11 protein-coding genes are annotated in these 12,422 nt (G+C 53.9%); 5 read left to right on the top strand and 6 right to left on the bottom strand.

Features of this window, described 5'->3' with window-relative positions:
- Positions 1 to 5: 5 nt before the first annotated feature.
- The 5 genes from ABLV12_RS04375 to pmbA all read right to left on the bottom strand — a co-directional run bounded on the left by ABLV12_RS04375 (position 6) and on the right by pmbA (position 3,202).
- On the bottom strand, positions 6 to 305 hold the full coding sequence (locus ABLV12_RS04375; protein WP_348866802.1) for a DUF4312 family protein: 300 nt from the start codon (positions 303 to 305) through the stop codon (positions 6 to 8).
- Between the two features lie 2 nt (positions 306 to 307).
- Complete coding sequence (locus ABLV12_RS04370; RefSeq protein ID WP_004098072.1) at positions 308 to 670, bottom strand: SFCGS family glycine-rich protein; 363 nt, start codon at positions 668 to 670, stop codon at positions 308 to 310.
- Between the two features lie 11 nt (positions 671 to 681).
- A complete protein-coding gene (locus ABLV12_RS04365; RefSeq protein ID WP_004108984.1) occupies positions 682 to 1,020 on the bottom strand; it encodes a glycine dehydrogenase in 339 nt (112 codons plus the stop codon).
- Positions 1,021 to 1,426: 406 nt separating this feature from the next.
- On the bottom strand, positions 1,427 to 1,813 hold the full coding sequence (cybC, locus tag ABLV12_RS04360; RefSeq protein ID WP_004108991.1) for a cytochrome b562: 387 nt from the start codon (positions 1,811 to 1,813) through the stop codon (positions 1,427 to 1,429).
- A 36-nt stretch (positions 1,814 to 1,849) separates the two neighbouring features.
- On the bottom strand, positions 1,850 to 3,202 hold the full coding sequence (gene pmbA, locus ABLV12_RS04355; RefSeq protein WP_004108992.1) for a metalloprotease PmbA: 1,353 nt from the start codon (positions 3,200 to 3,202) through the stop codon (positions 1,850 to 1,852).
- A gap of 94 nt (positions 3,203 to 3,296) precedes the next feature.
- Here pmbA and yjgA point away from each other — a divergent pair, with 94 nt between their 5' ends.
- From yjgA to ABLV12_RS04330, 5 genes are all read left to right on the top strand, one after another.
- On the top strand, positions 3,297 to 3,848 hold the full coding sequence (yjgA, locus tag ABLV12_RS04350; protein ID WP_004108993.1) for a ribosome biogenesis factor YjgA: 552 nt from the start codon (positions 3,297 to 3,299) through the stop codon (positions 3,846 to 3,848).
- Positions 3,849 to 4,376: 528 nt separating this feature from the next.
- The gene (gene adhE, locus ABLV12_RS04345) at positions 4,377 to 7,043 is read left to right on the top strand and encodes a bifunctional acetaldehyde-CoA/alcohol dehydrogenase (protein WP_348866800.1); all 2,667 of its coding nucleotides are present in this window, start codon (positions 4,377 to 4,379) and stop codon (positions 7,041 to 7,043) included.
- A 108-nt stretch (positions 7,044 to 7,151) separates the two neighbouring features.
- A complete protein-coding gene (locus ABLV12_RS04340) occupies positions 7,152 to 8,663 on the top strand; it encodes a CoA-acylating methylmalonate-semialdehyde dehydrogenase (protein WP_004108995.1) in 1,512 nt (503 codons plus the stop codon).
- A 261-nt stretch (positions 8,664 to 8,924) separates the two neighbouring features.
- Complete coding sequence (locus ABLV12_RS04335; RefSeq protein ID WP_017145072.1) at positions 8,925 to 10,067, top strand: iron-containing alcohol dehydrogenase; 1,143 nt, start codon at positions 8,925 to 8,927, stop codon at positions 10,065 to 10,067.
- Positions 10,068 to 10,392: 325 nt separating this feature from the next.
- Positions 10,393 to 11,601, top strand: a complete 1,209-nt coding sequence (locus ABLV12_RS04330) for an aldose 1-epimerase family protein (RefSeq protein ID WP_004117480.1) — start codon at positions 10,393 to 10,395, stop codon at positions 11,599 to 11,601.
- A gap of 192 nt (positions 11,602 to 11,793) precedes the next feature.
- On the opposite strand, the gene ABLV12_RS04325 is transcribed toward ABLV12_RS04330, so the two are convergent.
- Positions 11,794 to 12,393 (bottom strand): GNAT family N-acetyltransferase, encoded by a 600-nt coding sequence (locus tag ABLV12_RS04325; protein WP_047720435.1) that lies wholly within the window; start codon positions 12,391 to 12,393, stop codon positions 11,794 to 11,796.
- Between the last annotated feature and the right edge of the window lie 29 nt (positions 12,394 to 12,422).

Genomic DNA, 12,422 nt, shown 5'->3' with positions numbered 1-12,422 from the left:
GAAAATCAGGTTTGCGTGACGAAATCCACTTTATCGAGATTAATGGCGGTCACGGTGACGGTAACGTTCAGCTCCACGCTGTAGGTCCGTCGCTCACGGCGCAGAAAGAAGAATAAAAATGCCTCTTTCCGTACCGCTTCACACGCATGAACAACCTCCACATCCTGTGGTTCAATACGCAGTAAGATGTGCGGCGACGTTTTCATCACCGCCGCCTGGACATGGTTCAGGGCATCGGCGAAAGCACGCGTTTTGCTCTCGCCTTTGCCGGTAACGCTCACCGTGGTGGTGAATTGCTCTTTCATACTCACGCGCCGTATTTCTTCTTCCAGGCTTCCACCAGGCGTTCGCCCAGTTCTTCTTTATCCATAAAGCCGAAGCCCAGTACGTTGTAGCCTTCGTTGATCGCGGTGACGCCCTCATCAACGGAACGCATGCCATATTTTGCTTTGTAGCCATGCTTATTCTGCGCGGTGATTGCCCCTGCGCCGCCGCTGCCGCAGAAAGAGATACCGAAGGTAGCGTTTTCGGCTTTCATCATGTCGCCCAGTTTCATATCCGCAGCAACGCCCGGAACGACAACGGCGCGAGCGCCAGCTTTTTCCGCACCTGCGGCAACTTTTTGACCTTTACCCAGGCGATCGCCAATAACAACGGTGATTTGTTCCATTTGTATGCTCCTTACAGGTTATCTTTCGCGACTTCGAAGTGGACAGACAGCAGCCAGGCTTCTTCATCTGGCAGATTGCCGAACTGCGCGACCACTTCGCGGGCCAGCATCATTGAATCTTCTGAGATCTCTTCGAACAGGCTGGCATCCACTTCCGGCAGCGGCTCGCCGCTGATTGACCGATGGGCCATCGCCCGAACGTGGGAAGTCAGCATTTGCTCCTGAACGTCGTTGGGAACGATGTTGCGGCGGCTTAATAGCGCGAAAACCTGCTGCAGCATCCTGTCGGCCAGCTGTTCGGTTAGCGTGGCCTGCTCCTCTGGGACGTGTGTTACCGCTCCGTTATTCACTTGAATTACCCCGTTGATGTCTCTGGGGATAACACTAATGCCGGGGGATAAGAGTTTGTAGCGAGTTGTTTTCCACTTCGAAGTGGAAAGAACGACGGCATGTGTGATTCATTTCACATAACCACAGAGAATGTGTTCATTTAGCTAAATTCGCGTGATGAATATCACATAATCGCAGCGCTGGCGGCGCGGAACGACCTGAAGAGAAAAACGCAGAAATGTGATGGAACAGGTTTTTTATCCGCCCGCCAGGCTGCCGGGAAAGCGGAAAGGGTTGGGATCAAGGTTGAGGATGGGAACAGGGCTTGAGGTTACCGACCGAGGATTCAGGTTTAGATTTGGGGTCTGGTAGGCCGGGCAAGGCGTCAGCCTCCGCCCGGCAGAAATACCCAAAATCTGCAGACGATTAACGATACTTCTTATGATACGTATTGCGGGTGGTTTTAAACTCTTCCGCTGCGGCCTGAGCCTCTTTGACTTTACCTTCGTCAGCCAACTTCAGCGCGCCGTCAATCTGGCCGATCAGCACATCAAAACCGTGACGATAGTCCTTCATTTCCGCGCTGTCATCCGCTTTACCTTCCAGCTTCGGCGGCGTCTCTTTCTGGGCGTCAACCGCCGCTGTACGCATCTTATTCAGCGCCGCTTTCAGCTCACCGGCATCTGAAGTTTTCTGCACCACTTGCAGGTTCTCGGCAAGGGTATCCATATCTTCGCCCAGATCGGCGAAAGCCGATGCCGAACCAAGCGCAAAAGCCGATACGGCCAGCATCGCTAACAGTTTTTTACGCATTGCTCACTTCCTTTTTTATTATTAAGCACACAGGTGTTATTGACCGGCGATCTTCATCTCCGGCAGCAGTACAGAACCGCACTGAATGTTGCTGCGCGTTTCGATATCGTCGCCGATGGTCACGATATTACGCCACATATCCTTCAGATTTCCTGCAATGGTTATCTCACTGACCGGATACTGAATTTCGCCGTTTTCTACCCAGAAGCCGGATGCGCCGCGTGAGTAGTCGCCGGTGACGCCGCTTACACCCTGCCCCATCAGTTCCGTGACGACAAGACCGGTCCCCATCTCTTTAAGCAACTTTGCAAAACTCAGGCCGCGACCGTTAATACGCCAGTTATGAATGCCGCCCGCGTGGCCGGTGCTCTTCAATCCCAGCTTGCGCGCCGAGTAGTTGGTCAACAGCCACTGGGTTAGTATGCCGTCTTTAATGATATCGCGGCGTTCCGTACGCACGCCTTCGCTATCAAACGGCGTAGAGGCCAGCCCCTTCAGCAAATGCGGATGCTCTTCAATGGTCAGCCAGTCCGGCAGGATCTGGGTTCCCAGCGCATCAAGCAGGAAGGTGGATTTACGGTAAACCGAACCGCCGGCAATCGCCCCGACCAGATGACCAAACAAACCGGTAGCCACTTCATTGGCGAAAATCACCGGCGCTTTCATCGTCGATAGCTTACGCGGGGCCAGGCGCGACAGGGTGCGGCGGGCGCACTCCTCGCCAACCCACTCCGGCGATTGCAGATCGCCAATCGCCCGGCCAATGGTGTAAGCGTAATCGCGCTCCATATCGCCATTCTCTTCAGCAATCACGCAGCTGGAGAGCGAATGGCGAGTCGAGCAGTAGCTCTGCAGCATGCCGTGGCTGTTACCAAACACTTTGATGCCGTAATGGCTGTTAAAGCTACCGCCTTCGGTATTGCTGATGCGTTTATCAGCTTTCAGCGCCGCCTGTTCCGCGCGGGAGGCCAGCTCAATGGCTTCATCCGGGGAAACATCCGCCGGATGGAACAGGTCCAGATCCGGGGCATCAAAAGCCAGCAGTTCTTTATCCGCCACGCCCGCGCACGGGTCCGGCGAGGTGTAGCGGGCAATATCCAGCGCCGCCTGCACCGTGCGGGCAATGGCCTGCGGGCTAAGGTCGGTCGAAGAGGCGCTGCCTTTACGATTCTGATGGTAAACGGTGATGCCTAGCGCACCATCGCTATTGAATTCTACATTCTCCACTTCGCCGTAGCGGGTGCTAACGCCGATACCGGTGGTTTTGCTGACGGAGACTTCCGCGCCGTCGGATTTGCCTGCCGCCAGTTCCAGCGCCGTGGTCACGGCCTCTTCCAGCGTCTTACGCTGTTGTGCAACTTGAGAGATGACTTTCATCGCTAATGCCATAATGTAAGAAGGAGTTAACTGAAGTCTAACAGAGAACCGTTTTTCAGTGCGCGCCTTAACTGGTAACATTAGTCTCTTTTTTAAGGAGCCTGAGATGACAAAGCAGCCCGAAGACTGGCTCGACGACGTCCCTGGTGATGACGTCGAAGATGAAGACGATGAAATTATCTGGGTCAGTAAAAGTGAAATTAAGCGCGACGCCGAAGAACTGAAGCGTCTTGGCGCGGAAATGGTCGAGCTGGGTAAAAACGCGCTCGATAAAATCCCGCTGGATACCGACCTGCGCGACGCGATTGAGCTCGCCCAGCGTATCAAGAAAGAAGGCCGCCGCCGCCAGCTGCAGCTGATTGGTAAAATGCTGCGCAGCCGTGACGTCGAGCCGATCCGTCAGGCGCTGGACAAGCTGAAGAACCGCCACAACCAGCAGGTTGCGCTGTTCCATAAGCTTGAACAGATCCGCGATCGTCTGATTGATAATGGTGATGACGCCGTTGCGGAAGTGCTGAACCTGTGGCCTGAGGCCGACCGTCAGCAGCTGCGTTCGCTTATCCGCAACGCGCAAAAAGAGAAAGAAGGTAATAAACCGCCGAAATCCGCGCGGCTTATCTTCCAGTATCTGCGTGAACTGGCCGAAAACGAAGGCTAACTTTGCATAACTCCCCCGGATTACGGCGCTTGCCCGATCCGGGCGACCCGCCCTCCCGTACAAGCGACATCATCGATCTCTCCCTTCTTCTTTCCTCTGTATCCTGATTGGTTTTAATTTTTCATTTTAATTTCAAATAAGCGTTTAATTTTAACCTTTATTTCACAATAAAACCTGACACGGCAAGACAGCCAACCGCTCCCTTTTCACCACCCTTGAAAAATTAAAATTATAATCACATGATTTTAATGAATTAAATCATATCACCTCGCCTTTAACAGGCTGCCTTTAACAGCAGTTTGCTTATCTTTGATCCATCTCTCAAAACGGTTTTTGTATTTCATACATCATTATAATGAAAAATTAATTTCATTAGCGAGCGAATAAACGCAACGGTACCCGAGAAGTTTCTGGTCAGTCAGTTCTGTTAATTAAAACCAGGCATCTGCAGTGGCGGAAGGTTTGGCGTCATTACAGGAAAGGCACATGTTTTACTTAAGAGAATTCAATCCCTTACGGAGAAAACTTATGTCACTCATCACCAGTAATGACGACCTCGATGCCCTGGTCGCGCGGGTACGAAAGGCGCAACAGGCCTATGCCAGCTTTTCTCAGGAGAAGGTCGATAAAATCTTCCGCGCCGCCGCGCTGGCCGCCGCCGATGCCCGCATTCCGCTGGCCAAAATGGCGGTTGCCGAGTCCGGCATGGGCATCGTGGAAGATAAAGTCATCAAAAACCACTTTGCCTCCGAATATATCTACAACGCCTATAAAGATGAGAAAACCTGCGGGGTGCTGTCTGAAGATGACGCCTTTGGCACCATGACCATTGCCGAACCCATCGGCCTGATCTGCGGGATTGTCCCCACCACCAATCCGACCTCCACCGCCATTTTTAAGTCGCTGATTAGCCTCAAAACCCGCAACGGCATCGTTTTCTCCCCGCACCCGCGGGCGAAAAATGCCACCAACCGTGCGGCGGAGATCGTGCTGCGCGCGGCGGTAGAGGCCGGCGCGCCGCCGGATATCATTGGCTGGATTGACGAGCCGACCGTGGATTTGTCCAGCCGCCTGATGCACCACCCGGACATCAACCTGATCCTCGCCACCGGCGGGCCGGGCATGGTCAAAGCGGCCTACAGCTCCGGTAAACCGGCGATTGGCGTCGGCGCGGGCAACACCCCGGTGGTGATCGATGAAACCGCCGACGTGAAGCGCGCTGTGGCTTCGATTCTGATGTCAAAAACCTTCGATAACGGCGTCATCTGCGCCTCCGAGCAGTCGGTGGTGGTCGTGGATGCGGCCTACGACGCAGTACGCGAACGTTTCGCCAGCCACGGCGGCTACCTGCTGCAGGGGCAGGAGCTGAAGGCCGTGCAGGGGATTCTGCTGAAAAATGGTGCGCTCAACGCGGCTATTGTCGGGCAGTCAGCGGTCAATATTGCCGGAATGGCCGGGATCGCGGTGCCTGCGGACACCAAAATCCTGATTGGCGAAGTCCGGGACATCGACGACAGCGAGCCTTTTGCCCACGAAAAGCTGTCGCCCACGCTCGCCATGTACCGGGCGAAGGATTTCGCCGATGCCGTGGAGAAAGCGGTGAAGCTGGTGGATATGGGCGGCATCGGCCACACCTCCTGCCTGTATACCGACCAGGATAACCAGGCGGATCGCGTCAGGCTGTTTGGCGAGAAGATGAAAACCGCGCGCATCCTGATCAACACCCCGACCTCCCACGGCGGGATCGGCGACCTCTACAACTTCAGCCTCGCCCCTTCCCTGACCCTCGGCTGCGGCTCCTGGGGCGGCAACTCGATCTCGGAAAACGTCGGGCCGAAGCACCTGATCAACAAGAAAACCGTGGCTAAGCGAGCTGAAAACATGTTGTGGCACAAACTTCCGAAATCTGTCTACTTCCGTCGGGGCTCACTGCCAGTCGCGTTGGACGAAGTGATCACCGATGGTCACAAACGCGCGCTGATCGTCACCGACCGCTTCCTGTTTAACAACGGCTACGCGGATCAGATCACTTCCGTACTGAAAGCGGCTGGCCTTGAAACAGAAGTTTTCTTTGAAGTGGAAGCGGACCCGACTCTGACCATCGTCCGTAAAGGCGCTGAGCTGGCGAACGCTTTCAAACCGGACGTGATTATCGCCCTGGGCGGCGGCTCCCCGATGGACGCGGCGAAAATCATGTGGGTCATGTACGAACATCCGGAAACCCACTTCGAAGAGCTGGCGCTGCGCTTTATGGATATCCGTAAACGTATCTACAAGTTCCCGAAAATGGGGGTTAAAGCCAAAATGGTGGCGATCACCACCACGTCTGGTACCGGCTCGGAAGTGACGCCGTTCGCCGTTGTTACCGATGACGCCACCGGGCAGAAGTACCCGCTGGCTGACTATGCCCTGACCCCGGATATGGCGATTGTTGATGCCAACCTGGTCATGGAAATGCCGAAGTCCCTGTGCGCGTTCGGTGGTCTGGATGCGGTGACCCATGCGCTGGAAGCTTACGTTTCCGTACTGGCCTCCGAGTTCTCTGACGGCCAGGCGCTGCAGGCGCTGAAGCTGCTGAAAGATAACCTGCCGGCGTCTTACCATGAAGGTTCCAGGAACCCGGCAGCGCGTGAGCGCGTGCACAGCGCGGCGACTATCGCCGGTATTGCCTTTGCCAACGCCTTCCTCGGGGTATGCCACTCGATGGCGCACAAGCTGGGTTCACAGTTCCACATCCCTCACGGCCTGGCGAACGCGCTGATGATTTGCAACGTCATTCGCTATAACGCCAACGACAACCCGACCAAACAGACGGCATTCAGCCAGTATGACCGCCCGCAGGCCCGTCGTCGCTATGCGGAAATCGCCGACCACCTGGGTCTGACTGCACCGGGTGACCGCACCGCAGCGAAAATCGAAAAACTCCTTGGCTGGCTGGAAGCACTCAAAGCTGAACTGGGCATACCAAAATCCATCCGCGAGGCGGGGGTGCAGGAGGCCGATTTCCTCGCCCACGTCGATAAGCTGGCGGAAGATGCGTTCGATGACCAGTGCACCGGCGCCAACCCGCGCTATCCGCTGATTTCTGAATTGAAACAGCTGCTGACAGACAGCTTCTACGGCAATCAATACGCTGAAAAATCACCGACCGCAGCCGGAAAATCGCAAAAAGCGGAGGCCGTTGTCCGGAAATAAGCGCTTATTCAATATTCAAGAAAGTGGCTGACCCGGCGGTAAGTGATTTACCGCCGCTCAGAGGCTGATTATGAGAGAAAGTCGACAGATATTATCATGGAGAAAAATATGACTACTGTACCAAGACTGAAATATTTCGTTGATGGTCAATGGCGCGTTTCGCAGACCGAACGCTATATGGACGTCTATAACCCAAGTACCGGGGAAGTCATGGCTCAGGCCCCCTGCTGCACCGAGCAAGAAGTGCTGGATGCCGTTGCCGCGGCGCGCAAAGCCTTTCCGGCGTGGTCAGATACTCCGGCGATTAAACGCTCGCAAATTATGTTTCGCGTTCGTGAATTATTAATCCAGCATCAGGATCGCTTAACCGAGCTGGTGGCGAAAGAAAACGGTAAAGCCTGGGGAGATGCTCAGGGCGATGTATTAAAAGCGAAAGAGGGCACCGAGCTTGCCTGCTCTATCCCGACTCTGCTGGCGGGTGAAAATCTGATGGACGCGTCAGCCGGGATCGACACCAACCTTTACCGTGAGCCGATTGGCGTGTTCGCCGGCATTGTGCCGTTTAACTTCCCGGCGATGATTCCGATGGGATGGATGGCGCCGCTATGCGTCGCATCCGGTAACACTATGGTGATTAAAGCGGCCAGTATGACGCCGATGACCTGTATGGAAATCACCAAACTCTATCAGGAAGCGGGCGTACCGGATGGCGTGATTAACATCGTGACCTGTTCACGTAACGAAGCCGATATTCTGCTGACTCATCCGGACGTTAACGGCGTCTCATTCGTCGGCTCGACGTCCGTCGGCCTGCACGTATACTCCAAAGCCGCCGCCCACGGCAAACGCGTCCAGGCGCTGTGCGAAGCAAAAAACCATGCCCTGGTGCTGGCCGATGCGCCAGTTAACCGTACCGCCGCCGGCATTATCAACGCCGCGTTCGGCTGCGCGGGCGAACGCTGTATGGCGCTGCCGGTCGTCGTGGTGCAGGAAGAGATTGCCGACAAGCTGATTGCCGCCGTCGTCGAAAAAGCCAAACAGCTGAAAATCGGCCCCGGCTATCTGCGCGATACCGACATGGGTCCGGTGATTTCTAAAGACCATAAACAATCCGTCATCAACTGGATTAATAAAGGCATCGAAGAGGGTGCGAAGCTGGTGCTCGATGGTCGCGATATTAAGGTGCCGGGCCAGGAAAAAGGCTTCTATGTCGGGCCGACTATACTCGATGGCGTGACCGAGGAGATGAGCGTCGGGACGCAGGAAATTTTCGGGCCGGTCCTGTGCTTTAAGCGGGTAAAAACCTTCGAAGAAGGTCTGAAATTAATGAACAATAACCCGTTTGCCAACGGCTCGGTTATTTTCACCCAAAGCGGCTACTACGCCCGCGAGTTCCAGAAACGCACCCACGGCGGTATGGTCGGTATTAACGTCGGCATCCCGGTGCCGGTCGGCGTATTCCCCTTCTCAGGTCATAAACAGTCGTTCTTCGGCGACCTGCACTGCCTGGGCAAAGATGGCGTTCGTTTCTATACAGAGTCCAAATGCGTGACTTCGCGCTGGTTTGATGAAGAAGAAGCAAAACGCGAAAAAGTCGACTCCTGGGACGGTACGATTTAATAGCCATTTAAACCCAACATATAACGAGTTGCGGGACAGGTAGCAACCCAGCGAATCCTCAGTCATTTACTGGCGTAAATGGCTGAGGTCAACAAATGCGGGCAACGTACAAGCAGCTTGAAATATGACGGTCAGCTCCCTCCAGATATTGCTTCGGCAGTATCTGGAGCATTAATTCGATTTTTTTATTCTGCACGTGTCGCTGAATCGTTAATAACGACTGCACACTAAAAAAATCCTTAATATTAAATGGAGTTTCCTATGACCCAGGCCTTCTCAATTCCTCGCAGTATTATTTATGGCGAAAATGCTTTAGAGCATCTTTCCACCCTGAGCGGAAAAAAAGCCGCATTAGTCACCGGCGGCAGTTCAATGAAGCGTTTTGGCTTTCTGGATAAAGCCGTCAGCGAACTCAATAAAGCGGGTATAGAGTGCATTATTATCGATAATGTTGAACCCAATCCGTCCATTAAAACCGTCTGGCGCGGAGCCAAAGCGATGCTGGCCTTTGAACCTGACTGGATAGTGGCCATTGGCGGCGGTTCCGCGCTGGATGCCGCTAAAGTTATGTGGTGTTTCTATGAACATCCGCAGCTGAAGTTTGAGGATATTATTCCCGTCGGTGCCATGCCGCCGCTGCGCAGCAAAGCACGGTTTGTGGCGATCCCCTCCACCAGCGGCAGCGCGTCCGAAATCACCGCCTTCTCGGTGATCACCGATACGGCAAATCATATCAAATACCCGATTGTTGCCGCCGATCTGGTGCCGGATATCGCCATTCTCGACCCCACTATTCCGGCAAAAATGCCGCCTCACGTGACGGTTCACACCGGCATGGACGTTTTGACCCATGCGATTGAAGCCTACGTCTCCACTGCAGCCAACTCGTTTACCGACCCTTATGCGGTAGAGGCCATTCGGCTGGTATTTAAGCATCTGGAAACCGCCTGGCGCTCACCCGATGATTTAAATGCCCGCATGCATATGCATAATGCTTCCGCGCTGGCGGGAATCGCCTTCACCAATGCGTCACTAGGATTAGTCCATTCGATGGCGCATAAAATTGGCGGCGAATTTGGCATTACTCACGGTCTGGCGAATGCGATTATGTTGCCGTATATCATTCAATATAATGCGAAGTTCACCAAAAAATATCGTCAGCTGGAAGCCGCATTAGGTATGGATAATTTAATTGCCGCGATCAATGCGCTGAATCAACGGCTGGGCGTCCCGAAAACGCTGAGCCAGTGTGACGAAGTGGAAATCAATGAAGTGACCTTTGTTAATGTGCTCGACCGAATGAGTCGCCATGCCGTCGACGATCCCTGTACGTTAACCAATCCTAACTATCCGTCAGTTCAGGACGTTAAAGGGTTGTACACCCTGGCATTCTACGGCGCTTGATAGCCTCAGCGCTGCGATGTTGTGAACGGTAAAGCCACGTTGCCTAAGGCTGCAGGGAATAGCGACTCCCTGCAGCCATCCCTTTTATCCCGCCTCGGTATTTCTGCAATGAACCCAAGCTGAATCGTTAAAGCAAAAGACGATAGTAATCACATAATTTCAGCAACGAAATTCAATATCACTGACGAAAAGAGATTTATATCTCATTTAAAAATATAAAAACGCCTGTTTTCTCACCAGGTGAGACACTTCACATTTTCATAATCCACTTGCAACTAAATTCCCTGCATCAGTGACACAATCGATTCAGCAAAAGGGATGAAAAATGAAAAAGACATTAGCTTTGACGGCCATTGCCGCGCTTATTTCTACGCCGGTAATGGCAAAAACGTGGGTGCTGACAAGCGCTGAAAGCGGCATAGATAAAGGAAACTGGCAAATAACCAGCGATCAGCTGAAGATAAAAGAGCATAACTTCAGCATTGAGCAAAAAGTCCTTCACGGCGGTAAACAAGAAGGCAGTAAAATCCTTGTGATCCATAGTAAAGACGGCCTGACCATCGCGCTTAGCCCAACCCGCGGCATGAACCTGCTAAAAATCGAAGGCTTTGGATCGCGAATGGGCTGGGATTCGCCGGTCAAAGAAGTGGTTAATCCCGCTTTTATTAACCTCGAAAGCCGTAACGGACTGGGATGGCTGGAGGGTTTCAATGAAATGATGGTACGCTGCGGCTACGAATGGACAGGCCACCCGGTGACCGCCGATGGGCAGATTTACACCCTGCACGGCAAAGTCGGCAACACGCCGGCTTCCCAGGTAGAAGTTGAAGTGGCGGATACCGCGCCATATGAAATTCGCGTTCGTGGACTGGTGAAGGAGAGCACCTTCAAGAAAGCAGATTTGCAGACCATGACCGAACTGCGCTACGTGCCAGGCAGCAATAGCTTTAGCCTGCACGATGTCCTGACCAACCAAGCCGACTATCCGCATGACTATCAAATTATCTATCACAGCAACTTTGGCAAGCCGATCCTCGAAGAAGGCGCCCGCTTCCTGGCCCCGATCGCCAGCATCAGTCCATTCAACGACTACGCCAAAGCGGGCTTAAAAAGCTGGCAAACCTACGCCGGACCAACGAAAGATTTCGATGAAATGGTGTTTAATATGCAGCCTCTGGCGGATGAAAATCATCAAACGCTGGCCGCAGTGGTCAACAAAGCCGGCGATAAAGGGGCATCTATTCAGTTTGATACCCGCCAGCTACCGGTGCTGACCCTGTGGAAAAATACCGATACCGAGAAACAGGGTTACGTCACCGGTATTGAGCCAGGCACCAGCTACGCCTATCCGGTCACTATCGAGCGGGAGCAAAAACGCGTTAAGCAGCTTCAGCCCGGGGAAAGCGCCCAGTTTGATCTGACCTATACGCTGCTGCACAGCAGCGAGCAGGTTGCCGAGGTGGAGAAGAAAATCGCGGCTATTCAGGGCGATAGCAAAGTGGCGGAAAACGAAACGCCTATCGCGAAAGAGTAATTTAACGCGTTAAGCATGTTCCGGGCGACAAAACACGCAGACGGCGGTGAACTTGTCGTCCGGCTAAGCGCAGCGCGAACCGGAAGAAAAGCGGAGGCCGTATTACGCACGGCTTCCCGGAGGCGGCGCTTGACGCGCCTTGTCCGGACGACAAAAACTCAAAACACGCGGACCTTTAGCCCAGCTCAGGCATCAGCCGCAACCGGGGATTTTCCCGGAGGCGGCGCCTGGCGCACCTTGTCCGGGCGACAATACCTCGATCGCACCAGCCTGAGCCATGACCACCAAACGCAAATCCCGCGCAAAGCGCTGATACCGCGCCTCATCAATCGGCTGCGGGTAGCTCAACACGATCAATTCATGATCGGCAATACCCTGATGATAGGTCGGATGGCGATGCGCCCAGGGATTCGCGCAAAACCCCATGGTTTCATAAAAACGCAGACGCTTATGGGCAATCTCGCTGGTCAGCGGATCGATTTCGAGAATGGTCAGCGGCGCACGCTGAAGTATTTCAGCTAACAGCCGCTTGCCGTAGCCACGCGATCGTAACGTATCGTCGATGGCCAGATGTTCAATGTAACTATAGTCAGCAAACCGCCAGCAGCCGCTCAGGCCGATAAACAGACCATCATCGAACCAGGCTTCCAGTACATAATGGGGATTATCAAGCGCCTGCTGTTTAGCCTCGGCTTCACGCTGTTCGTGCCACGGGAAGGCCCTGCCGTACAGGGCGTCCAGCGCGGGAAAATAAGCGGAATCGGTAGAGGTCACTCTTTGTGAAATCAACATGAACCATCCGTAACTATCCGCCCTCACGC

This window comes from Klebsiella sp. CN_Kp100 (assembly GCF_040065315.1).
Taxonomy (GTDB): domain Bacteria; phylum Pseudomonadota; class Gammaproteobacteria; order Enterobacterales; family Enterobacteriaceae; genus Klebsiella; species Klebsiella oxytoca.
This window is presented reverse-complemented; position numbering and strand designations above follow the sequence as displayed.

What these genes read in the sequence shown, in the direction of transcription:
- ABLV12_RS04335 (WP_017145072.1), top strand. Translation starts at nt 8,925, where the DNA reads ATGACCCAGGCCTTCTCAATTCCTCGCAGTATTATTTATGGCGAAAAT.
- ABLV12_RS04340 (WP_004108995.1), top strand. Translation starts at nt 7,152, where the DNA reads ATGACTACTGTACCAAGACTGAAATATTTCGTTGATGGTCAATGGCGC.
- ABLV12_RS04370 (WP_004098072.1), bottom strand. Translation starts at nt 670, where the DNA reads ATGGAACAAATCACCGTTGTTATTGGCGATCGCCTGGGTAAAGGTCAA.
- ABLV12_RS04330 (WP_004117480.1), top strand. Translation starts at nt 10,393, where the DNA reads ATGAAAAAGACATTAGCTTTGACGGCCATTGCCGCGCTTATTTCTACG.
- cybC (WP_004108991.1), bottom strand. Translation starts at nt 1,813, where the DNA reads ATGCGTAAAAAACTGTTAGCGATGCTGGCCGTATCGGCTTTTGCGCTT.
- adhE (WP_348866800.1), top strand. Translation starts at nt 4,377, where the DNA reads ATGTCACTCATCACCAGTAATGACGACCTCGATGCCCTGGTCGCGCGG.
- yjgA (WP_004108993.1), top strand. Translation starts at nt 3,297, where the DNA reads ATGACAAAGCAGCCCGAAGACTGGCTCGACGACGTCCCTGGTGATGAC.
- pmbA (WP_004108992.1), bottom strand. Translation starts at nt 3,202, where the DNA reads ATGGCATTAGCGATGAAAGTCATCTCTCAAGTTGCACAACAGCGTAAG.
- ABLV12_RS04375 (WP_348866802.1), bottom strand. Translation starts at nt 305, where the DNA reads ATGAAAGAGCAATTCACCACCACGGTGAGCGTTACCGGCAAAGGCGAG.
- ABLV12_RS04325 (WP_047720435.1), bottom strand. Translation starts at nt 12,393, where the DNA reads ATGTTGATTTCACAAAGAGTGACCTCTACCGATTCCGCTTATTTTCCC.